This window comes from Streptomyces sp. NPDC007264 (assembly GCF_042869095.1).
GTDB lineage: Bacteria > Actinomycetota > Actinomycetes > Streptomycetales > Streptomycetaceae > Streptomyces.
This window is the reverse complement of sequence record NZ_JBIAFD010000009.1, coordinates 250,003-271,673: the sequence shown is the minus strand read 5'-3', so window position 1 is coordinate 271,673 and position 21,671 is coordinate 250,003. Positions and strand designations below refer to the sequence as shown.

The window sequence follows — 21,671 nt, the reverse complement described above, 5'->3', positions numbered from 1 at the left end:
CGCGTCGCCGTTGCCGTTCATTTCGACTCCCCCAGCGTTCGGGAGCCGTCTTCCGTCACACCCCGGCCCGTCCCGCCGTCGGCGCCGAGCCGGCGGGCCAGCCGCTTCAGCCCCCGGTGGGCGGCGGTGCGCACCGCGCCGGGCCGCTTGCCGAGGACGCGCGCGGCGGCCGGGCCGTCGAGTCCGACGACCACCCGCAACAGCACCGCCTCGGCCTGGTCGCGCGGCAGCTCCCGGACCAGGTCCAGGGCGTGTTCGGTGGAGATGGACTCCAGCGCCTGGTCGTGGGTGCTGTACGTGCCCGGCAGTTCGAGTGCGTCCTGCTCCAGCGCCGACGCACGGGGTCTCACCCGCTGCCGGCGCAGATGGTCGAGCGCCCGGTGGCGGGCGATGGTCGCCGTCCAGCCCCGGAAGCCCGCGCCGTCCCCCTTGAAGCGCCCGAGGTCCCGGGCGATCTCCAGCCAGGCGTCCGACGCCACGTCCTCGGCGTCGCCGCCGACCAGCCCGCGCAGATACCCGAGCAGCCCCGGCTGCACGATCCGGTAGGCCACCGCGAAGGCGGCCTCGTCACCTTCCTGAGCCCGCACAACGGCCGCGCCCAGTTCCCCGTCGAACGCCTGCGCGCGGCGGGGTTCGCGTCGTTGGCCCAACACTGTCCTCGTTCGTACCGAGTGCGTAGCGAGCTGTGGTGAACCCGCACCGTGCGGGAGCGCCGGCCGTGGCGGCGCCCCCATGGTCAACAGCGTCGCGCCGCGCCGAAGTGTCACAGCCGTCACCGCCCGGCCTACGCGGTCCGCGCCCCCGCCGTCGCGTCCCGGCACAACAGCCGCAGCGAGCCGTGGCCCGCGAAGCAGCGGCGGGCCTCGTCGATCGGGTCCCACAGCGAGCCGTTCGGGGTGCGGACCCAGTGGTCGCCACCGGACGTCCACCACTCGGCGCCGGTCTGACGGACGATCACCTCGCCCGCGTAGGAGCCGAATCCGCGCAGCGCGCTGTCCACGGCGTCGTAGGGCGCCCCCTCCCGCCGTATCTCCTCGATCAACCGGTCCACGCGCCACAGGCTCTGCGCCGAGTAGTCGAGCCGCAGCCCCGCGCCCTCCCGCATCGCCGCCACCGTGTCCGCCGCCCATCGCACCGGCTTCGCGGCGGCGTGAGCCCTGGTCTCCTGCTGAGTCGTCACGTACGCAACAGCGGGGTCGGCGGCCTTTTCGTCACCATGATCGGGGCGGTTCGCCGCAACCGGCGCAGGACCGGCCCGGCTCCGCCCCACGACCGTCACAAGACCCCCTCACCAGGGGGGCTTTCGCGGAAGTGATGGTTCGGGCGCGGTGTGCGCTCCCTATCTGTGATGAGCATGTACTTCCATCTCCGCTCGGTGCCGGCCCCGGCACTGCGCAACAGCGCGAACTGGCTGCAGAGGCTTTTCGAGGACGACCGGGACGCGGTCCGGTGGCGGATCGACCGGCGCCGCGAGGAGGTGCTGGACCGGCGCTATCTGGACCAGGAGCTGCTCTACGCCTGCGCCCCCTCCCACGCCGAGGAGAACGGTGCCGGGAACGACGTCGTGCTCGGCGGCACCCCGGTGTTCCCCGGCGACCGTCAGGGCCCTCCCCTTCTGCTGCTCCCCGCCGGGCGGGCGGCGCGGGTGGCCGCGTTCCTCACGACGACCGACTTCGAGACGCTGTGGCGGCTCGCCCGCGACCATCTGCTGCCCCGGTACGACGGGACGGCGACGGAGACCGAGACACGGTGCGCCCTCGAAGCGGCGCACCGGGACCTGCGGTCGTTCTACGCGCAGACCGCCGAGTACGGGGACGCGGTGGTGAAGCGACTGATGCGGTGAGCGCCGGCGGGGCTCACGCCCGCCCGCGCGCCCGCCGCGACACGACGGCCCGCAGCACCCGGCGCCCCTCCGTGGACACCTCCAGTGCCTGGCGCAGCCCGTTCGGGCCGTGCCCGGCGAGCAGTTCAAGCACGGTGATCTGGCGCCGCAGTTCGGCGGCGACGAGGGGCGGCATGCCGTCGGTGCGGCCCTCACGGCGGGAGTCGACCGGGGAGTCGTCCTCGGCGGGGTCCAGCAGCCCGTGGATCTGCAGGGCGGCGACCGAGCAGGCGTCCGCCCACCGGCGCAGCGCCTCGGTGGTGGGCCGCTCGGGAAACGTGTCCAGCATGCCCCGAGCGAGCCGCGCCGCCTCCGTCTCGGAGGCGCAGTCGGCGTCGGGCATCTCCTCGGCGGCCAGTTCGGCCCGCGCCTTGGCGACCCGCTCCTGCCACTCCTGCCCCGCGACGAGGGTCGACCACAGCGGCCGCAGGATGTCGTCGTCGCCTCCGAGGAGCGGAACACACCGATCCAAACAAGCCAGACCACTCGCCGCGAGCGCCCGCTTGTCCGCCTGTGCGATCAGGTCCACCAGGCTCATCACGCCTCCTCGAAACGCCTCGACGGGTCGCCTCACGTCAACGGAGCCCGCACTTCCCCTTACTGCGTGCAACCTACCGGTAGTGTGACCGGGGCACCACGCCCCGTCGGTGACTGATTGAGAACAATCAGTTTCGGCCAACCGCGCCTTCGGCGGCCTCTCACCCGAGCCGGTTCGCCAACTGCCGGAACTGCGACCAGGACAGCGCCGGCTTCCGCGGGTCCCACAGCTTCTGGGCAGTGGCCCGCAGCGGCATCCGGACCCCGGCCGCCACCTGGTTCTGCGTCTGCGCGGTCGCACGGTCGCTCCACACCGCGAACACGCCGCCGCGTATCTGCCCGTCGTAGCGCGCGGGCACCGCCGCCCTCCCCCGGACCACGCGCGGGGTCCACTGCTCGTATATCCGCTGCCCGGTGGGGTAGACGAAGGTCTGCGGCTGACCCAGCACGTAATACAGGTATTCGTCGTTGTAGTTGAGCAGCGTGCGGCCCGCGTCCAGGTACTCCGCCGGGCGCCGGGCACCGATCTCCTTCCCGGTCCAGTACGCGACGTCGACGCCCTTGGCCGGCTGCACCGCGCTCGTCCGGTAGAAGCCGTCGTTCCAGGCGCGCACCGTCCGGCCGTGCCGGCGCATCAGGTCGACGCGGTCGTTCAGCCAGCCGGTCGCGAGGTCCGCGACGCCGGCGCCCGGCCCGTAGCGGGCCTTGGCCGCGGCGGCGAGCCGCGGGTAGGAGGCGGCCGGGTTCGGCACCGCCAGCGCCCGGTACTCGTCCCCGCCCAGGTGCCAGTACGCGCCCGGGAACAGGGCCGCGTACTCGCCCAGCAGGTCGTCCACGATCCGCGCGGCCGCGGGCTTGGAGATGTCGACGGCCCCGCGGGCGGGCGTGCCGGAGGCGTTGCGCAGCTGGAGGTCGGGGTGCGCGGCGATCACGGCGCCGAGGTGCCCCGGGGAGTCGATCTCGGGGACGACGGTGATGTGGCGGCTCGCGGCGAGGGCGACGATCCCGCGCACCTGCGCCTTGGTGAGGTGCTGCCGGGAGACGATCTCGGGATGGGTGCCCGACTCGATGCGGAAGCCCTGGTCGTCGGAGAAGTGCAGCCCGATCTCGTTGTACTTCAGGTCGCCCAGCTCCCGTATGCGGTCCTCGATCCAGCCGGCCGTGTAGTACTTGCGCGCGATGTCGAGCATGAACCCGCGCCGCGGCTTGGCGGGCGCGTCGCGGACGACACCCTCGGGCGCGGTGCCGCCGCCGTGCACCTCCTGCTTGAGCGTGCGGGTCCCGTAGAAGACGCCGGCCTCGCCCGGGCCGGTGATCCGCACCCGCCCGCTGCCGACGGTCATCGTGTAGGACTCCTGGCCGCCGCTGCCGGCCAGGCCCAGCTCGACGTCGCCGGCGCGGGCACCCGTCCGTCCGGCGTAGCCCATCCTCAGCTCCCCGGCCAGCAGCCGGCCCTCGTCGGCGAGGGCGTCGTCGTCGACGACCACCCGGGCCCCCGCGGCGGGCCGCCAGCCCGGGCCGCGCGCGGGGACGTGCTCCCGGACGGCGGGGATGGTGCGGGGCGTCTGCGACAGGGGGTAGGCCCGGGACGGGGAGGGGGCGGAGGAGCCGGGGGACCCCATGGGGGCGACCGGCCCGGTCGGAGCGGCCGACGTGCTCGCGGAGGCACCGGTCCCGTCCGGCGCGCCGTCACCGGCCGGCCAGAGGGCCACGGTGGCGGCGACCGCGCCCGCGACGAGGATCGCGCCGCCCAGCAGCAACCGGTTGCGCGTCCGGGACGTCTCCTTCCGGGAGACCCGCCGCCTGCGGCCGGTCACCGCGTCCCGCCCCGTGTCGTGTCCGCGCACGGTGACGCCGTGTCCGGACGACCGGGCGTCACCTCGCCCGGTCCACCCGTCCGTATGTGCCCGACCGTCGATCGCACACCACTCACCTCCAGGCTCCACTGCCTCACCCGAACCTACGGCCCCCACCCGCCCGACCGTCCATCCAGCGTTCCAAAACTCTCCCATCCGGGTGAAATCCGGACAGCGACTGGACATCCGCCCGAGCGCCGTCGATACCGTGACGGCGCAGTTCCCGCACCCTCCCCTGCCGACCCGCACGCGATGCCCACGGGACGTCACGCGCGCCTCCCGCCGAGGACCCACGCTGCATCCGCACCGTCTCCCCCGCCTCCCCGGCCACACCGCCCTGCCGGTGCAACACCGCGCGGAGGCCCCCTCGGGCCTGGAGGCGTTCAACTCCGCGGGCCCCGAGGACGCCCGGCGCGCCCTCCTCGCCTGCTGCCGCAGCCTGCGCTGGGTCCACCGCATCGCCGAGCACCGCCCCTACCCCGACCTGGGTTCCCTGCTCGCCGCGGCCGACGAGGCCGCCTACGACCTCACACCGGCGGACCTCGCCGAGGCGCTGGCCGGCGAGTCGCTCATGGCGCTCCCGGACGGCGCGTACTCCGCGGCCCGCACCGCCCTGAACGCGGCGCACGCCGCCTACGAGAGCAGATTCGGGCATGTGTTCATCATCTGTCTGGACGATGTGACACCCGAGGAGGCAGCCGACCGGGTCCTGGCCGCCATCCGATCACGATTGGCGAACGATCCGGAGGAGGAACGACTGCTGGCGGCGGAGGAACTGCGCCGGCTCGCTCGGGGAAGGCTGACCCGGCTGCTGCGGGAGCCCTGCGGGCGGCCCGCGCTGCACCACGCCCCGTGAAGGGCCGCGGAGCTGCGGCGACGCGCGGGCCGGCCGCCGGCGCCCGGCCCGCGCGAGCAGCCCCCGCCCGGACACCGGTCCGCCGGCTAGCCCGTCCGTGCTCGTTTGATTGCCGGTTTGATCACATTGGCAGGGCCGCCGTGAGTGTTCCGGCGACTCGTCGCTACGATGCTGAGGGCCGGTGGACCGTACCCGGCCGGGCCCGACCGACCAAGAAGCCGGCGCGGCCCTAGTCCCCGCTCCCGGAGGGTTCTTCCGTGCCGGCTGGAACGCTGTACCGCGGCCGGGAAGGAATGTGGTCCTGGGTGGCTCACCGAGTCACCGGCGTCCTCATCTTCTTCTTCCTGTTCGTACACGTCCTGGACACCGCTCTCGTGCGTGTCTCCCCCGAGGACTACGACAAGGTCGTATCCACGTACAAGACGCCGATCGTCGCCGTGCTGGAGTACGGCCTGGTCGCCGCCATCCTCTTCCACGCACTCAACGGCCTGCGCGTCGTCGCCGTCGACTTCTGGTCGAAGGGCCCGCGCTACCAGAGGCAGATGCTCTGGACCGTGCTGGGCGTGTGGATCGTGCTGATGCTCGGGGCGATCTACCCCGTCCTCGGTCACGCCGTTCGTGAACTGTTCGGGAGCTGACGCGCATGTCCACGACTGAAACCACCGCATCCGGCATCGGCCCCGTCGAGGGGCCCGCGCTGTACGACGCCGACAACCCGGCGCCGGTGATCGAGGCCCCCCGCAAGCGGACCAGGAAGACACCGAAGTCGACCCGCGGCAACTTCGAGATGTACGGCTGGCTGTTCATGCGCCTGTCCGGCATCGTGCTGGTCGTCCTGGTCATCGGCCACCTGCTGATCCAGCTCGTCCTGGACGGCGGTGTCACCAAGATCGGCTTCGCCTTCGTGGCCGGCCGCTGGGCCTCCCCGTGGTGGCAGACCTGGGACCTCGCCATGCTGTGGCTCGCCATGCTGCACGGCGCCAACGGCCTGCGCACCGTCATCAACGACTACGCCGAGCGGACGAACACGCGCCTGTGGCTGAAGGGCCTGCTGTACACCGCCACGGTGTTCACCATCCTGCTGGGCACGCTGGTGATCTTCACCTTCGACCCGAACATCCGCTAGGCACGGGGCTGCGAGAATCATGAAGATCCACAAGTACGACACCGTCATCGTCGGCGCCGGCGGCGCCGGCATGCGCGCCGCCATCGAGGCGACGAAGCGCAGCCGCACCGCCGTGCTGACGAAGCTGTACCCCACCCGCTCCCACACGGGCGCCGCGCAGGGCGGCATGGCCGCCGCGCTGGCCAACGTGGAGGAGGACAACTGGGAGTGGCACACCTTCGACACGGTCAAGGGCGGTGACTACCTGGTCGACCAGGACGCCGCCGAGATCCTGGCGAAGGAGGCCATCGACTCCGTCCTCGACCTGGAGAAGATGGGCCTGCCGTTCAACCGCACGCCGAACGGGACGATCGACCAGCGCCGTTTCGGCGGTCACTCCCGCAACCACGGCGAGGCCCCGGTCCGCCGCTCCTGCTACGCGGCCGACCGCACCGGCCACATGATCCTCCAGACGCTGTACCAGAACTGCGTGAAGGAGGGCGTGGAGTTCTTCAACGAGTTCTACGTCCTCGACCAGCTGATCACCGAGGTCGACGGCGTCAAGAAGTCGGCCGGTGTGGTGGCCTACGAGCTGGCGACCGGCGAGATCCACATCTTCCAGGCGAAGGCCGTGATCTACGCCTCCGGCGGCTGCGGCAAGTTCTTCAAGGTCACGTCGAACGCGCACACGCTGACCGGTGACGGCCAGGCGGCCGTCTACCGCCGCGGGCTGCCGCTGGAGGACATGGAGTTCTTCCAGTTCCACCCGACCGGCATCTGGCGCATGGGCATCCTCCTGACCGAGGGCGCGCGCGGCGAGGGCGGCATCCTCCGCAACAAGGACGGCGAGCGCTTCATGGAGAAGTACGCGCCGGTGATGAAGGACCTGGCGTCCCGTGACGTCGTGTCCCGCTCCATCTACACGGAGATCCGCGAGGGCCGCGGCTGCGGTCCCGAGGGCGACCACGTCTACCTCGACCTCACCCACCTCCCGCCGGAGCAGCTCGACGCGAAGCTGCCCGACATCACGGAGTTCGCCCGCACCTACCTGGGCATCGAGCCCTACACGGACCCGATCCCGATCCAGCCCACCGCGCACTACGCGATGGGCGGCATCCCGACGAACGTCCAGGGCGAGGTCCTGTCGGACAACACCACGGTGGTCCCGGGCCTGTACGCGGCGGGCGAGGTCGCCTGCGTGTCCGTGCACGGCGCCAACCGCCTCGGCACCAACTCGCTGCTGGACATCAACGTCTTCGGGCGCCGGGCCGGCATCGCGGCGGCGGACTACTCGCAGAAGGCGGACTTCGTCGAGCTGCCGGAGAACCCGGCGGAGTTGGTGGTCGACCAGATCGAGCAGCTGCGGTCCTCGACGGGCACCGAGCGCGTGGCGGACCTGCGGCGCGAGCTGCAGGAGACCATGGACGCCAACGTCATGGTGTTCCGCACCGAGCAGACGATCAAGACGGCCGTCGAGAAGATCGCCGAGCTCAGGGCCCGCTACAGGAACGTGGCGATCCAGGACAAGGGCAAGCGGTTCAACACGGACCTGCTGGAGGCCATCGAGCTGGGCAACCTGCTGGACCTCGCCGAGGTCATGGCGGTGTCGGCCCTGGCCCGCAAGGAGTCCCGCGGCGGTCACTACCGCGAGGACTACCCGAACCGCGACGACGTCAACTTCATGCGCCACACCATGGCGTACCGCGAGGTGGGCGCCGACGGCACCGAGTCCGTCCGTCTCGACTACAAGCCGGTCGTCCAGACCCGCTACCAGCCGATGGAGCGTAAGTACTGATGGCTACCCCCGTTCTGGACAAGGAGGAGGCGGCCGCTTCCGGTTCCGCCGCCTCCCCCTACATCACGGTCACCTTCCGGATCCGCCGCTTCAACCCGGAGGTCTCGGCGGACGCGGTCTGGGAGGACTTCCGGATCGAGATCGACCCGAAGGAGCGCGTCCTCGACGGCCTCCACAAGATCAAGTGGGACCTCGACGGCTCGCTGACCTTCCGCCGCTCCTGTGCCCACGGCATCTGCGGGTCGGACGCCATGCGGATCAACGGCAAGAACCGTCTGGCCTGCAAGACGCTGATCAAGGACATCAACCCGGACAAGCCCATCACGGTCGAGCCCATAAAGGGCCTGACGGTCCTCAAGGACCTGGTCGTGGACATGGAGCCGTTCTTCCAGGCGTACCGGGACGTGATGCCCTTCCTGATCACGAAGGACACCAACGAGCCGACGCGTGAGCGCCTGCAGTCGGCGGCCGACCGCGAGCGCTTCGACGACACGACGAAGTGCATCCTGTGCGCCGCCTGCACGTCCTCGTGCCCGGTGTTCTGGAACGACGGCCAGTACTTCGGCCCGGCGGCCATCGTCAACGCGCACCGCTTCATCTTCGACTCGCGCGACGAGGCCGGCGAGCAGCGCCTGGAGATCCTCAACGACCGGGACGGCGTGTGGCGCTGCCGCACCACGTTCAACTGCACGGACGCCTGCCCGCGCGGCATCGAGGTGACGAAGGCGATCCAGGAAGTGAAGAGGGCGCTGATCACGCGCCGCATCTGAGGCCGGCCGCGACCGACCTCCGAGGGCCCCGTTTCCGCTGGATACGGGGCCCTCGGGCGTATCGGACCACGATCGGGTGAACGTGATCACGAAGGACGCGAGGGCGCCGTCCGGCCTACCATGATGTTCTCGACACCAGCCCACGGGAGGCACCTGATGTCAGCCGCATCCGTCGAGCAGCCCTTCGAGGAGCCCCTCGAGGACGAGGAGCCGGTCACCCTGACGGCCATCGCCGACGAGATCATGGAGCGTCATCCGGGCTACCGCGTCGAGATCATCGGAGACCACCTCCTCGTGACCCCATCACCGGACGCCCCGCACGCCCGCGCCCTGACCGGCCTCATGATCCCGTTCATCGCCGCCGGTCTGCACGGCGACGAAACCCAGGTCCTCCAGAACGTCGGGCTGTGGCTGCCCACCGGCGACGAGGACTACGCCATCCCCGACCTCGTGGTGGCGGAGACCGACATCGACGACCACTTCGTCCAGAACAACGCGTACGACCCCGCCTGCTTCCGCCTCGTACTGGAGGTCACCTCCAGGAACTGGCGGGACGACCTCAGGACCAAGGCCGCCGCGTACGCCGAGGCGAAGGTTCCGGTGTATGTGATCGTCGACCGCGCACATCAGCGTGTCCACGTGCTGACCGACCCCACACAGGACGACTACCGCGGCCACCACTACGGCACCCACCGGGTCCACGCCTCCGGCGAACTGGTCACCCTCCCCGACTCCCTCGGTGCCAAGGTCACCCTGGACGCGGCCGAGATCCTCGAAGCGGGCCGGTCGAAGCGGTCCGCCGCCGCTCCCTGCGCCGACGACTGACCCGGCACCGGGCGGCCTCCCGGGCCCCGGAAGCGGCCGCCCGGTGCCGAAGAGGGACGCCCGTGCCAGTCGTTAGGCTGTCCTCCCGTGCCCGGCAGCGACGACACCCAGACCGACGGCAGCGGCCGTACCCCCACCAAGTCCGAGCAGACCCGCGCCCTGATCCTGCAGACGGCGATGCGGCTGTTCCGGGAGCGCGGCTACGACCGGACGACGATGCGGGCCATCGCCCAGGAGGCCGGGGTCTCCGTCGGCAACGCGTACTACTACTTCGCCGGCAAGGAACACCTGATCCAGGGCTTCTACGACCGGATCGCCGCCGAGCACCGGGCGGCCGCCCGGGAGGTCCTGGACCGGGAGACCGATCTGACGGCCCGGCTCACCGGGGTGCTGAAGGCGTGGCTGGACGTCGCGACGCCGTACCACGAGTTCGCGGTGCAGTTCTTCAAGAACGCCGCCGACCCGGACAGCCCGCTCAGCCCCTTCTCCGCCGAGTCGGAGCACGCGCGCGCGGAGGCCGTCGACGTCCACCGGGAGGTGCTGGCGGGGTCGAAAGCGAGGGTGCCGGAGGAACTGCGGGACGTGCTGCCGGAGTTGATGTGGCTGTCCCAGATGGGCCTCGTGCTGTACTGGATCTTCGATCGGACGGAGGGCCGCGAGCGCAGCTACCGGCTCGCCGAGCGCGGCGCCCGGCTGACCGCACGGGGCGTCACCCTGTCCCGGTTCCGGGTGCTGCGCCCCCTGGTCCACGACGTGCACGAACTGTTCACGGACTTCCTGCCCGGGATGGCCGGGCACCTGCCCGATCCGGCCAGGGCGAAGAGGGCGCCCGCGTCCGCCGACGCGAGCGCCCCCGAGTGACGACGGGCACGGTCCGTCAGTTCACCGCGTCCACCTCGTCGCCGGTCAGCTCCACGTCGTGCACGAGCGGCTCCCGCCCGAGGACCACGTGCCCGGCACGGGACCCGTACGAGGCCGCCGTCACCGCGACGAGGTAGGTGCCGGGCGCCGGGACCGAGACGATGTACGAGCCGTCGGCCAGCGAGACGACCCGGTCCAGCTGGCGGCCGCCCGTGGACAGCAGCGTGACGGCCGCTCCCCCGACCGGATCGCCCTCCGCGTCCCGGACGAACCCGTGCACGACGCTCGCGCCGCCCGCGCCCACGCTCTCCTCCGGCGCCTTCCGCGGCTCCTCGGCCGGCTCCACCGCCAGGTGCGGCAGCCGGCGGTCCAGCCAGCGCGGCAGCCACCAGTTCGACCGGCCGAACAGATGCATCGCGGCCGGCACCAGCGCCGTGCGCAGCACGAACGCGTCCAGCGCGACCGCCGCCGCGAGACCGACGCCCGCCATCGCCGCGCCTGCGTTGCCGCTGAGCACGAAGGCGAGGAAGACGCAGACCATGATCAGGGCCGCGGAGTTGATGACCCGGCTGGTCTCCGCGAGACCGACGCGGACCGCGCGGGCGTTGTCCCCGGTGTGCACCCACTCCTCGTGCATCCGGCTCACCAGGAACACCTGGTAGTCCATCGACAGGCCGAAGAGCAGGGAGAGCATGATGATCGGCAGGAACGCCTGGATCGGGCCCTCCTTGCCCAGACCCAGCAGGTCCAGGCCCCAGCCCCACTGGAAGATCGCCACGAGGGCGCCGAAGGAGGAGGCGGCGGCGATCAGGTTCATCACGGCGGCCGTCAGCGGCACCACCAGCGAGCGGAAGGCGATCAGCAGGAGCAGGAAGCCGAGGCCGATGATGGTCGCGACGAAGTACGGCAGACGGTCGCCGGTGACGGACGCGAAGTCCTTCGACACCGCGGTCACCCCGCCGACATGGGCGGTCGCGCCCGCCTTCGGGATCACGTCGTCGCGCAGGGTGTCGATCAGCCGGTCGGTCTCCTCGGACTGCGGCGAGGTGGTCGGCACCACCTGGATGACGGTCACACCGTGCGCGGGGGGCAGTGCCACGGCCCGGGCCACCCCGTGGGTGGCGCTGATGTCCTTGACGAGCGTGGTGGTGTCACCGTCGGTGGACACCACCTGGAGCGGTCCGTTGAAGCCGGGGCCGAAGCCCTCGGCGAGCAGGTCGTACGCCTTCCGCGTCGTGGTGGACGCGTCGTCGTTGCCCTGGTCGGTGGCGCCCAGCCGCAGGGACAGCACGGGCAGCGCGAGCACCACCATGAAGACCACGGCGAGCGCGGCGATCACCCGGGGACGCTTCTGCACCAGGTCCGACCAGCGTGCCGCGAGGCCGCTCGTGTGCTCCGGCTCGGGCCCCTGCGCCGCCAGCCGCCGCCGCTGCCGACGGCTGAGCACCCGCGGGCCGAGGAACCCGAGCAGCGCCGGGAGCAGGGTGACGGCCGCGAGCACGCTCATCACGACCGTGAGCGAGGTGCCGATGACCACGCCGTCCAGGAAGCGCAGGTTCGTCACGAGCATCCCGGCGAGGGCGATGCACACGGTGCCGCCCGCGAACAGCACGGCCCGGCCCGAGGTGTTCAGGGCGACCGCGGCGGACTCCTCCGGATCGAGGCCGCGCAGGACGCCGCGCCGGTGCCGGGTGACGATGAACAGCGCGTAGTCGATGCCGACGCCGAGGCCGATCAGCGAGGCGAGCAGCGGGGCGATGTCGGGCACGTCCGTGACATGGCTGATCAGCTGGGTGGAGAACAGTCCGATGCCGACGCCGAAGACCGCGACGGCGATCGGCAGCAGCATCGCGAAGAGCGAGCCGAAGGCGAGGAACAGCACGACGGCCGCCGCGACGATGCCGACCGACTCGGACAGGCCCGCGGGCGGCTGCTGGACCCGGGCGATCGCCTGGCCGCCCAGCTCCACCCGCAGACCGTCGCCCCGGGCGCCCTGAGCGGTGTCGACGACGTCCTGCACCAGTTGCTGGGGCACCGCGTTGGCCCGCTCGGTGAAGGTGATCTGCGCGTAGGCGATCGTGCCGTCCCGGCTGATCTGCGCCGCCCCCCGGGCGCCGGTGTACGGGCCGGCGACCGCGCCGATCCCGTCCATCCGCCCGATCTTCGCCAGCGCGGGCTCGATGCGGGCCCGCACGGACCCGTCACGGACCGACCCCCGGTCGGCCTTCCACACCACGGTGTCGGTGTCGCCCGCGGCCTTCGGGAACGCCTTCTCCATGAGGTCGTAGGCCCTCTTGGAGTCCGTGTCGGGCAGGGAGAACACGTTCGCGTAGTCCGCGCCCCTGGCGGAGGCCGCCGCGCCCACCCCGAGCAACGCCCCCACCCACAGCAACAGGACCAGCAGCCGGTGCCGATAGCACCACCGCGCCAAAGTCGTCAACGCTCTACGCTCCTTCATCAGGGTCCCCCGGGTCCTGGACCACCAGCATCGGCAGTGGCCTGCCGGGACGGACATGATCCGCCCCGACTCTCAAGGAACTCCAAAGCACGCCCCCGCCCACGGATTCGGGCGCGTGCGGATACTGGGGGGCATGACCGTCAACGAGGCAGCGCGCGAGGGGGCACACCCGGGCACGCACGAGGGGGCCACCGTCCTCGTCGTCGAGGACGAGGAGAGCATCGCGGACGTCCTGTCCATCGCCCTGCGCTACCACCGCTTCCAGGTGATGACCGCGGGCACGGTGCGCGAGGCGCTCGCGCTCGCGGAGCGCACCCGGCCCGACGCCGCCCTGCTGGACGTCATGCTGCCGGACGGCGACGGGCGCGCGCTGGGCCGGGAACTGCGTGCCCGGCAGCCCGACCTGGCGGTGGTCTTCGTCACCGCGCGCGACGCCCCCACGGAGATCGTCGGCGCGCTCGGCTTCGGCGACGACTACATCACCAAGCCGTTCAACATCGACGAGGTGGTCGCCCGGGTACGGGCCGTGCTGCGCCGCACCCGCCCGGCCGACGTCCTGCCGCAGCGCCCGCCGCTGCGCTACGGCGACCTGGAGCTGGACGAGACGACGTACTGCGTGCACCGCGCGGGACGCACGGTCGAGCTGACCCCCACCGAGTACGCGCTGCTGCGCTTCCTGGTGCGCAACGGCGGACGGATCGTGCCCAAGGACCAGCTGCTGCGGCACGTGTGGCAGTACGAGCACGCGCCGGCCGAGTCGACGGTCGTGGAGACGTACATCAGTTATCTGCGCCGCAAACTGGAGCCGCTCGGACCGCCGGTGATCACCACGCGGCGGGGCGTGGGATACGGGCTGGCATGACCCTCTTCCGGCTCTCCCGGCCGCGCGGCGTCCGTTCGCTGCGGGGCAAGCTGACGCTGGCGAACGTGGGGCTGCTGGCGCTCGGCATCGTCGCGGCCACGGCCTTCAGCCTGATGGGCATGCGGCACTACGTGCTCGGGCAGATCGACGCCGAGCTGACCAAGTCCCGCAACTCGCTGGCGGGCTCGCACCTGACCATGCGGGAGATCGACTCGCTGGCCGCGCTCGCGGTGGTCCGCGACCGGCTGTTGCCGCACGGCGACGACTCGCCGAACCCGGACAACGTCTTCACGGCCGTCGACCGGCACGGCACGGTGCTCGCCATCGCCGGCCTGAAGCCGAACGCGGTGCAGCGGGCGCTCGCCGCGGAGGTCGGGGACCCCGCCGCGCTCGTCCGGGACGGACAGCCGCACGACCTCCAGCTGGGCGGCGACCCCTACCGGGTGACGGGGGTGCGGCTCGCCGACGGCTCCTGCCTGCTGATGGCCCGCTCCACCGCGGTGCTGCACAAGGGCATCGCCAAGGCCCTCAAGCTCGATCTCACCATCGGCAGTCTGCTGCTGGCGCTGCTGGCCACGCTGACGATGATCAGCGTGAGCCGCCGGATGCGGCCGCTGGAGGACATGGTGGAGACGTCGTCGGCGATCGCCGAGGGCGATCTGACCCGGCGCATGCCGTCCAGCAGGGACACCTCCCTGGAGGTCGAGCAGCTGCGCACCGCCCTCAACTCCATGCTCCACCAGGTGGAGTCGGCGTACCGGACGCGGGAGCGCAGCGCCGCCCAGCTGCGCCGGTTCGTCGCGGACGCCTCGCACGAGCTGCGTACGCCCCTGTCGGCGATACGCGGCTACCTCCAGCTCTACGACCAGGGGATGCTGACCGACCCGGACGAGCGGAAGCGGTCCTGGGAGCGGATGATGGCCGAGGCGGACCGGATGGGCCGGCTGGTCGACGAGCTCCTCACCCTCGCCCGCCTCGACCAGCAGCCGGAACTCCGCTTCCGCAACGTCGATGTGAGCCGTCTGGTGCGGGACGCGGCGGAGGACCTGCGCGCCCAGCAGCCGGGGCGTCCGGTGACGGTGGCCGCGGACGGCGCGCTGCTGGTGCGGGCGGACGAGTCGGGGCTGCGGCAGGTGCTCGGCAACCTGGTGGGCAACGTCCGCACCCACACGCCCGCCGATGTGCCGGTGAAGATCGGTCTGGAGCGCGAGGAAGGGGTGGTCCGCCTGTGCGTGGCCGACGACGGGCCGGGCCTCGCGGAGCAGGACGCGGCCCGCGTCTTCGACCGCTTCTTCCGCGTGGGCTCGGGCGCGGGCAGCGGGCTCGGGCTGGCGATCGTGCAGGGCGTGGTGGCGGCGCACGGCGGCGAGGTGGCGGTACGCACGGCGCCGGGCGAGGGGCTGGCGGTGACGGTGACGCTGCCGGCGCGGCCGCACGGCAGGGACCAGGACGACGGCTGAGGCGGGCCCGGGCACAGCGCGGGACGCCGGGTGCGGAACAGGGATGACCCGAGGGTGCGCCGACGAGGGTGGCCGCGGTAGGCCGTTCGCGTGTTCTGCCTTTCGAACGTCCGCAGCCCATGGAGTGGTCGCACGCGGCCCCGGCCCTCTCTGAGGTAGACACGACACACGCCGTCAATCGACTGACAACCGGCCCACGGGACGTGGGACCTTTCGGACCTTTCACTGCGCCCAGGCCCGATGGGTCCCCGCGGGGCTTCGGTTGCCGAGGAGGTCCGCCACATGAGCCCGAAGTCGCTGCGCAGATCCTGGATCAGCACCGCCACCCGCTTCTCGGCGGCCGGAACCCTGGCGGTGCTGGCCGGACTCTCGTCCGCGCCGGCCGCTCAGGCCCAGGGAGGCGACGGCCCGCGGGACGACTGCGGTTACTCCTCCCACGACCACGACCACGGCCACGACGGCCGCTGTCCGCAGGGTGCCCAAGGCCCCCAGGGTGCCCAGGGCCCCCAGGGGTTCCAGGGCAACACGGGTCCGCAGGGACCGCAGGGGGCGTTCGGCGGTCCTCAGGGGCCGCAGGGTTTCCAGGGAGCGCAGGGCGCTCAGGGCAGTACGGGCACGCAGGGCTCACAGGGCGAGACCGGCTCCCAGGGCAGTCAGGGGGCCTTCGGTCCGCAAGGCTTCGAAGGCCCCCAGGGCGACGCCGGCCTTCCGGGCCTCCAGGGGCCGCAGGGTGTGGAGGGCACGCAGGGCGCCGCAGGCTCGCAGGGCCCTGCGGGGGACACCGGCCCCGCCGGCCCCCAGGGCACGCAGGGCAGCACCGGGGCCGAAGGCCCGCAAGGTCCCCTCGGCCCCCAGGGGTTCCAGGGCGACTTCGGCCCCCAGGGTTCCTCGGGACCGCAGGGCGACACCGGCTCCTCGGGCCCCGCGGGCCCGAGCGGCCCGCAGGGCTTCGAAGGCCCCCAGGGCACCACCGGTGTCCAGGGCGACACCGGCCTCCAAGGCGCCCAGGGCACCCAAGGCCACCAAGGCGAGACCGGCACCGGCACCCAAGGGCCCCAAGGCGACTTCGGCCCCGTCGGCCCCCAGGGCGTCAGCGGCCCCTCCGGCCTCGAAGGCCCCCAGGGCACCACCGGCGTCCAGGGCGACACCGGCCTCCAAGGCGCCCAGGGCACCCAAGGCCACCAAGGCGAGACCGGCACCGGCACCCAAGGACCCCAAGGCGACTTCGGCCCCGTCGGCCCCCAGGGCACCTTCGGCCCGCAGGGCTTCTCAGGGCCCCAGGGCACTCATGGCGCCCAGGGGGACACCGGACCTCAAGGGCCCCAGGGCGAGATGGGCAAGGAGGGCGTGCAGGGCCCGCAGGGCGAACCGAACGGTCCCCAGGGTCCGCAGGGCGAACCGGGTCCGGCTGGAGGCCCGCAGGGCGTGCAGGGTGCCCAGGGCACCCAGGGCGAGACCGGGCCGCAGGGCGTGCAGGGCACCCAGGGCGAGATCGGCGCCCAGGGCTTCCAGGGCAACTTCGGCCCCCAGGGCTTCCAGGGACCCCAGGGCGAGACCGGCTCCTCAGGCCCCCAAGGAATCCAGGGCGACACCGGCAGCGCCGGCCCCCAGGGCGACACCGGCCCCCAGGGCGTCCAAGGCCACCAAGGCGACGTCGGCAGCCAGGGCCCCCAAGGTGACCTCGGCCCCCAGGGCTTCCAGGGACCCCAGGGCGAGACCGGCTCCTCAGGCCCCCAAGGAGTCCAGGGCGACACCGGCAGCGCCGGCCCCCAGGGCGACGCCGGCCCCCAGGGCGTCCAAGGCTTCCAGGGCGACACCGGCAGCCAAGGCTTCCAGGGCGACATCGGCCCCCAGGGCGTCCAGGGCGACTTCGGCCCCCAAGGTGTCCCGGGACCCCAGGGCGACCCCGGACCCACGGGCCCGCAGGGCGTCGAGGGACCGCAGGGCTTCCAGGGCCTCGAAGGCAGCCAGGGCCCTCAGGGTTTCCAGGGCGACACCGGAGTGCAGGGCCCGCAGGGCCTGACCGGGCCGCAGGGCGTGGAGGGTGCTGCAGGACCGCAGGGCGACACCGGCCTCCAGGGCCCCCAGGGCACCCAGGGGTCCATCGGGCCGCAGGGCTTCCAGGGCACCCAGGGGGAGACGGGGGCGCAGGGTCCGCAGGGCTCGAGCACCTCCGGCGCGGCGAGCCGGGTCGTCACGGCCACCACCTCCACCGGCACGGCGACCGTGCTGTGCCCGGCCGGCACCTTCGCCGTCGGCGGTGGCGTCCGGAACCTGACAGTGAGCACGGCCAACTACGACTTCATCGGGCCGGTCGGGTTCACGGCCACCACACCGGCCACCGGCTGGCAGGCCATCTCCCCCGTCGCGCGCACCCTCACGGTGTACGCGGTGTGCACACCGTGATCCCGCGAAGACCCGTCACGCCCGGCGGGACGCCAGCTCGATCACCGTGATGTCCGACGGCGCGCCCACCCGTGTCGGGGGCCCCCAGGCCCCCGCTCCCCGCGACACGTACAACTGGGTGTCGCCGTAGCGGTCCAGGCCCGCGAGGGTCGGGTTGGCGGCCGCCGCGACGAAGTTGCCGGGCCACAGCTGGCCGCCGTGGGTGTGGCCGGAGAGCTGGAGGTCCACGTGGTGCCGTACCGCCTCGTGGATCTGGACCGGCTGGTGGGCCAGCAGCACGACGGCGCGCGAGGGGTCGCGGCCGGCGAGCGCCTTGGCGAAGTCCGGGCCCTCGCCCTCGCGCTCGCCCGCCAGGTCGTTGACGCCGGCCAGGTCGAAGGCGGGCAGTTCGGTGCGGGCGTTCTCCAGCGGGTGCAGACCGAGCCGGCGCACCTCCTCGACCCACTGGTCCGCGCCGGAGAAGTACTCGTGGTTGCCGGTGACGAAATAGCTGCCGTGACGGGCCCTCAGCTGCGACAGCGGCGCGGCGGCCGGCCCGAGGTTCTTGACGCTGCCGTCGACCAGGTCGCCGACGACCGCGATCAGGTCCGGCTGGGTCGAGTTGATGGTGTCCACCACGCGCTGGGCGAAGCTCCGGCCGAGCACCGGGCCGAGGTGGATGTCGCTCACGACGGCGATCCGGTAACCGTGCGCGGAACGCGGCAGTCTGTTCAACGCGACCGTGACGCGTTTCACGGTGGGGCCGCGGAGCACGCCGTACGTGCCGTAGCCCACCGTACCGAGCGCGGCGGCCGCCACGGCCCCGCCCACGACACGGGAGACGAACAGCCTGCGGGACGGCGACTCGGCGGCGTCCTGCGGCGCCGGGGCCACCGGGTCCGCGGGCGCCGCCCCCACCGCTTCCGGTGCCGTTTCCGGACCTGCCGGCCCCACACCCGCCGTTTCCGTACCCGCCGGCCCCGTACCCGCCGTCTCCGGACCGGCCGGCCCCGCGCCCGCCGATCCCGGCCCCACCGGCACCGCGCCCGCAGGCACCGGTGCCGCTGTCGGCTCCGTCTCCTGCGTGCTCGCCCGGCGCTCGGCCAGCCGGCGCACCAGCGGCCGCAGCAGTTCGCCCACCGCCAGCGCCAGCAGCAGGTACAGGGACAACGCCATCCACAGGAAGCCCGGCCATCCCAGGACACGCTGGAGCCAGAAGGGAGCCCCCGCGACCTCGGCCGCCAGGGCCGCGACCGTCAGCACGGGTCCGGCGACGATCACCACCGTGCCGGCGCGCCGGGCGGGGCCCGGCCCGCGGGTCGTGTCGCGGACGAGCCGGCGCCACGCGTACCGGTGCAGCGCCGCGTAGGCGGCCAGGACGGCCAGGACGATCAGCGCGAAGACGACGACCACCGTGTCCCTGTCCCCTCGTCGTTATGGCCTACGTCGCAACGCACGCAGTCCGCGGAACCCGATGACGCCGATGACGGTCCCCAAGATAAAGGAGACGACGGCGAGCGCCAGGTGCACCCAGAAGTACGCCGTCGGATCCCCCGCGTCGTCGAACGCGAGCCCGCTCGCGTCCTTCCACAGGTTCCTGACGAAAGTGATCCAGATGACCCAGCTCCACACCCCGAAGGCGAGCAGGAACCAGGAGACGGGACGGCTGAGTTTCACCAGACGGGGCCTTTCGTCACTGCGCCGGGCCTCCGCGGCCGGCCTGGGTTCAGTATCGCCGCTTCCCGGTGACCCCTCACGGCGGGGTGGGCGGCATCGGCCGGGATGCGGCGGGACTTCCGGCTCCGCACCCTGTACTTTCGCGTCCGTGTCCGCCTCGAAGAAGATCACCGGCCGCCGCCTCGCGGTCGCCTCCGCCGTCGTGTTGTCCCTCGCACTCGCCACCCCGGCGACCGCCTTCCCCGACAGGAGGAGCCCGGCCGCCCCGCCGTCGGCCACTCCCCCGGCGGCGATGTCGACCGTCGGCGGAGAACTGCTCGGCAGGCCGGGCACCCAGGTGAACCTCGGCAGCGGCGCCCCGGTGCTTCCGAAGGACATCGCCGCGCGCTCCTGGATCGTCGCCGACGCCGAGTCCGGTGACGTGCTGGCCGCCCACAACGCGCACTGGCGGCTGCCCCCGGCGAGCACCCTGAAGATGCTGTTCGCCGACACCGTGCTGCCCAGGTTCCCGAGGACCGAGCAGCACAAGGTGGCGCCCTCCGACCTGGCCGGCATCGGCGCCGGCTCCAGCATGGTCGGGATAAAGGAGGGGGAGACCTACACGGTCCACGATCTGTGGCTCGGGGTCTTCCTGCGCTCCGGCAACGACGCGGTGCACGTACTGTCCGCGATGAACCACGGGGTCGGACAGACCGTCAGGGACATGCAGGCGCACGCCGAGGAGCTCCAGGCCCTCGACACCCATGTGGTCAGCCCCGACGGCTACGACGCCCCGGGACAGGTCTCGTCGGCCTACGACCTGACGCTCTTCGCCCGGTCCGGGCTGCAGAAGAAGGACTTCCGGGAGTACTGCTCGACCGTGCGGACCGAGTTCCCGGGCGAGACGAAGGTGACGAAGGGCAAGAAGACCCGCGGGTCCTTCGAGATCCAGAACACCAACCGGCTGCTGTCCGGGGACTACGACATCACCCCCTACCGGGGCATCGCCGGCGTGAAGAACGGCAACACCACCAACGCCGGCGCGACCTTCACGGGGGTGGCCGAACGCGACGGCAGGGTGCTGCTCGTCACGGTCATGAACCCGGACAAGCACGAGCACAACGAGGTCTACCGGGAGGCCGGCCGGCTGCTCGACTGGGGCTTCGGCGCGGCCGGCAAGGTGACCCCGGTGGGCGAGCTCGTCGCCCCGAGGAGCGCCGCCGGGCAGCCCGGCGCCGAGCCGTCCGCCTCCGGCGGGGGCCACGGCTCCGCCAAGCCGGTGGCCGCCTCGGTGAAGCAGGGCGGCTCCAGCGGCGTCGGTGTGGCGCTCGCCCTCGTCGGCGGCCTTCTCATACTGCTGGGCGGGGGTGCGTTCCTGGTCAACCGCCGCTGGCCGCTGCCCGACCTGGTACGCCGCCGGACGCGCCCGTGACGTCGGCCTCGTCGTTCCGCGCGGCCGTCCAGGCGGCGCAGTACAGCACGAGTTTGGCGGTGAAGTTGATCCACAGCAGCAGCGCCACCGGCACCCCGAAAGCGCCGTACATGCTCTTCGAGGCCACCTGCTGGACATAGCCGCTCAGCAGCAGCTTCAGCAGTTCGAAGCCGACCGCGCCGATCAGGGCGGCGACCAGCAGGCGGCGCTTCGGGGGCTCCACACCGGGCAGCAGCGTGAGCACGTACAGGAGGACCAGGAAGTCGGCGCAGGCGGCGACGGCGAACGCGGCGACGCGCAGCAGTGCGATGCCCCAGCCGTGCTCGTCGAGGCCGAGCTGTCCGGCCGCCCGGCCCACCAGCGCGGAGGCGAGGGTGGAGGCGGCGAGGGTGACGAGGACCGCGCCGCCGAGGCCGATGAGCACCACGCCGTCCTTCACCTTGCGCAGCAGGGGGTTCTCGTCGCCGTCCGGCAGTTCCCACACCGCGCGCAGGCAGTCGCGGACCTGCCCGACCCAGCCGATGCCCGCGAACAGCAGCACGGCCGCGGAGATGACGCCGACCGTGCCGGCGTTCTGGACCAGGCCGTGGATGTCGAGCTGCCCGGAGATGCCGGGGAACTGCTGGGCGACCTTGCTCTGCAGCTTGTTCTGCTGGGATGTGCTGAGCGTCGCGGCGCCGATCGCGGCGGCCAGGGTGAGCAGCGGGAAGAGTGCCACGAAGCTGATGAACGTCATCGCGGCGGCGAGCCGGGTCCACTTCACGCGGTCGAGGCGTTCGTAGGAGCGCCAGGCGTGCGTGGCCATGAGGCGGGTGACCAGCGGCCCGACGACGGGGAGCCTCTTCAGCCAGTCCATGATCCGACGCTCCCCTCGTGGCCCCCGTGCGGTTCCCTCGCACGGAGCCGCGGACGATCTGTGTCCGGGTACCCG

At 72.4% G+C, this 21,671-nt stretch carries 20 protein-coding genes; 12 read left to right on the top strand and 8 right to left on the bottom strand.

Features of this window, described 5'->3' with window-relative positions:
- Positions 1-17: 17 nt before the first annotated feature.
- Complete coding sequence (locus ACFYMU_RS18285) at positions 18-650, bottom strand: RNA polymerase sigma factor (protein WP_388374060.1); 633 nt, start codon at positions 648-650, stop codon at positions 18-20.
- A gap of 134 nt (positions 651-784) precedes the next feature.
- Positions 785-1,180: a hypothetical protein gene (locus ACFYMU_RS18280; RefSeq protein WP_388373936.1), complete on the bottom strand. Its 396-nt coding sequence runs from the start codon at positions 1,178-1,180 to the stop codon at positions 785-787.
- Positions 1,181-1,348: 168 nt separating this feature from the next.
- Between ACFYMU_RS18280 and ACFYMU_RS18275 the strand changes: the two genes are divergently transcribed.
- Positions 1,349-1,843, top strand: coding sequence for a DUF1877 family protein (locus ACFYMU_RS18275; protein WP_388373934.1), 495 nt, complete (start codon positions 1,349-1,351; stop codon positions 1,841-1,843).
- 13 nt (positions 1,844-1,856) lie between these two features.
- On the opposite strand, the gene ACFYMU_RS18270 is transcribed toward ACFYMU_RS18275, so the two are convergent.
- Positions 1,857-2,420 carry a hypothetical protein gene (locus ACFYMU_RS18270; RefSeq protein ID WP_388373933.1) on the bottom strand — a complete coding sequence of 188 codons (564 nt, stop codon included), beginning with the start codon at positions 2,418-2,420 and terminating at the stop codon, positions 1,857-1,859.
- Positions 2,421-2,580: 160 nt separating this feature from the next.
- Complete coding sequence (locus ACFYMU_RS18265; RefSeq protein WP_388374058.1) at positions 2,581-4,236, bottom strand: glycoside hydrolase family 20 protein; 1,656 nt, start codon at positions 4,234-4,236, stop codon at positions 2,581-2,583.
- 274 nt (positions 4,237-4,510) lie between these two features.
- Between ACFYMU_RS18265 and ACFYMU_RS18260 the strand changes: the two genes are divergently transcribed.
- From ACFYMU_RS18260 to ACFYMU_RS18230, 7 genes are all read left to right on the top strand, one after another.
- Entirely contained in the window at positions 4,511-5,131 is a 621-nt protein-coding gene (locus ACFYMU_RS18260) for a 2-oxo-4-hydroxy-4-carboxy-5-ureidoimidazoline decarboxylase (protein WP_388374056.1), read from the top strand.
- Positions 5,132-5,388: 257 nt separating this feature from the next.
- Positions 5,389-5,769, top strand: a complete 381-nt coding sequence (sdhC, locus tag ACFYMU_RS18255; protein ID WP_388373931.1) for a succinate dehydrogenase, cytochrome b556 subunit — start codon at positions 5,389-5,391, stop codon at positions 5,767-5,769.
- A gap of 5 nt (positions 5,770-5,774) precedes the next feature.
- Complete coding sequence (locus tag ACFYMU_RS18250; protein ID WP_388373929.1) at positions 5,775-6,257, top strand: succinate dehydrogenase hydrophobic membrane anchor subunit; 483 nt, start codon at positions 5,775-5,777, stop codon at positions 6,255-6,257.
- Positions 6,258-6,276: 19 nt separating this feature from the next.
- On the top strand, positions 6,277-8,031 hold the full coding sequence (gene sdhA, locus ACFYMU_RS18245; protein ID WP_388373927.1) for a succinate dehydrogenase flavoprotein subunit: 1,755 nt from the start codon (positions 6,277-6,279) through the stop codon (positions 8,029-8,031).
- Positions 8,031-8,801 carry a succinate dehydrogenase iron-sulfur subunit gene (locus ACFYMU_RS18240; protein ID WP_381088908.1) on the top strand — a complete coding sequence of 257 codons (771 nt, stop codon included), beginning with the start codon at positions 8,031-8,033 and terminating at the stop codon, positions 8,799-8,801. The genes sdhA and ACFYMU_RS18240 overlap by 1 nt, the downstream gene beginning before the upstream one ends.
- 156 nt (positions 8,802-8,957) lie before the next feature.
- The gene (locus ACFYMU_RS18235; protein WP_388373924.1) at positions 8,958-9,626 is read left to right on the top strand and encodes a Uma2 family endonuclease; all 669 of its coding nucleotides are present in this window, start codon (positions 8,958-8,960) and stop codon (positions 9,624-9,626) included.
- 87 nt (positions 9,627-9,713) lie between these two features.
- Complete coding sequence (locus tag ACFYMU_RS18230; protein WP_388373922.1) at positions 9,714-10,487, top strand: TetR family transcriptional regulator; 774 nt, start codon at positions 9,714-9,716, stop codon at positions 10,485-10,487.
- Positions 10,488-10,503: 16 nt separating this feature from the next.
- Here the strand turns inward: ACFYMU_RS18230 and ACFYMU_RS18225 are convergent, their stop codons facing one another.
- A complete protein-coding gene (locus ACFYMU_RS18225; RefSeq protein ID WP_388374055.1) occupies positions 10,504-12,918 on the bottom strand; it encodes an MMPL family transporter in 2,415 nt (804 codons plus the stop codon).
- 160 nt (positions 12,919-13,078) lie between these two features.
- Between ACFYMU_RS18225 and ACFYMU_RS18220 the strand changes: the two genes are divergently transcribed.
- The 3 genes from ACFYMU_RS18220 to ACFYMU_RS18210 all read left to right on the top strand — a co-directional run bounded on the left by ACFYMU_RS18220 (position 13,079) and on the right by ACFYMU_RS18210 (position 17,673).
- The gene (locus ACFYMU_RS18220; protein ID WP_388373920.1) at positions 13,079-13,807 is read left to right on the top strand and encodes a response regulator transcription factor; all 729 of its coding nucleotides are present in this window, start codon (positions 13,079-13,081) and stop codon (positions 13,805-13,807) included.
- The gene (locus ACFYMU_RS18215) at positions 13,804-15,267 is read left to right on the top strand and encodes an ATP-binding protein (protein WP_388373918.1); all 1,464 of its coding nucleotides are present in this window, start codon (positions 13,804-13,806) and stop codon (positions 15,265-15,267) included. The genes ACFYMU_RS18220 and ACFYMU_RS18215 overlap by 4 nt, the downstream gene beginning before the upstream one ends.
- A gap of 282 nt (positions 15,268-15,549) precedes the next feature.
- Entirely contained in the window at positions 15,550-17,673 is a 2,124-nt protein-coding gene (locus tag ACFYMU_RS18210) for a hypothetical protein (RefSeq protein WP_388373916.1), read from the top strand.
- A gap of 15 nt (positions 17,674-17,688) precedes the next feature.
- On the opposite strand, the gene ACFYMU_RS18205 is transcribed toward ACFYMU_RS18210, so the two are convergent.
- Together ACFYMU_RS18205 and ACFYMU_RS18200 are read right to left on the bottom strand one after the other, a co-directional pair.
- The gene (locus tag ACFYMU_RS18205; protein ID WP_388373914.1) at positions 17,689-19,065 is read right to left on the bottom strand and encodes a metallophosphoesterase; all 1,377 of its coding nucleotides are present in this window, start codon (positions 19,063-19,065) and stop codon (positions 17,689-17,691) included.
- 21 nt (positions 19,066-19,086) lie between these two features.
- Positions 19,087-19,329, bottom strand: coding sequence for an SCO4848 family membrane protein (locus tag ACFYMU_RS18200; RefSeq protein ID WP_388373912.1), 243 nt, complete (start codon positions 19,327-19,329; stop codon positions 19,087-19,089).
- A gap of 148 nt (positions 19,330-19,477) precedes the next feature.
- On the opposite strand from ACFYMU_RS18200, the gene ACFYMU_RS18195 reads away from it, so the two are divergent.
- Positions 19,478-20,740, top strand: coding sequence for a D-alanyl-D-alanine carboxypeptidase family protein (locus tag ACFYMU_RS18195; protein ID WP_388373910.1), 1,263 nt, complete (start codon positions 19,478-19,480; stop codon positions 20,738-20,740).
- Here ACFYMU_RS18195 and ACFYMU_RS18190 read toward each other — a convergent pair.
- A complete protein-coding gene (locus ACFYMU_RS18190) occupies positions 20,688-21,596 on the bottom strand; it encodes a YihY/virulence factor BrkB family protein (RefSeq protein ID WP_388373908.1) in 909 nt (302 codons plus the stop codon). The two genes, ACFYMU_RS18195 and ACFYMU_RS18190, sit on opposite strands and share 53 nt — an antisense overlap.
- Positions 21,597-21,671 lie beyond the last annotated feature (75 nt).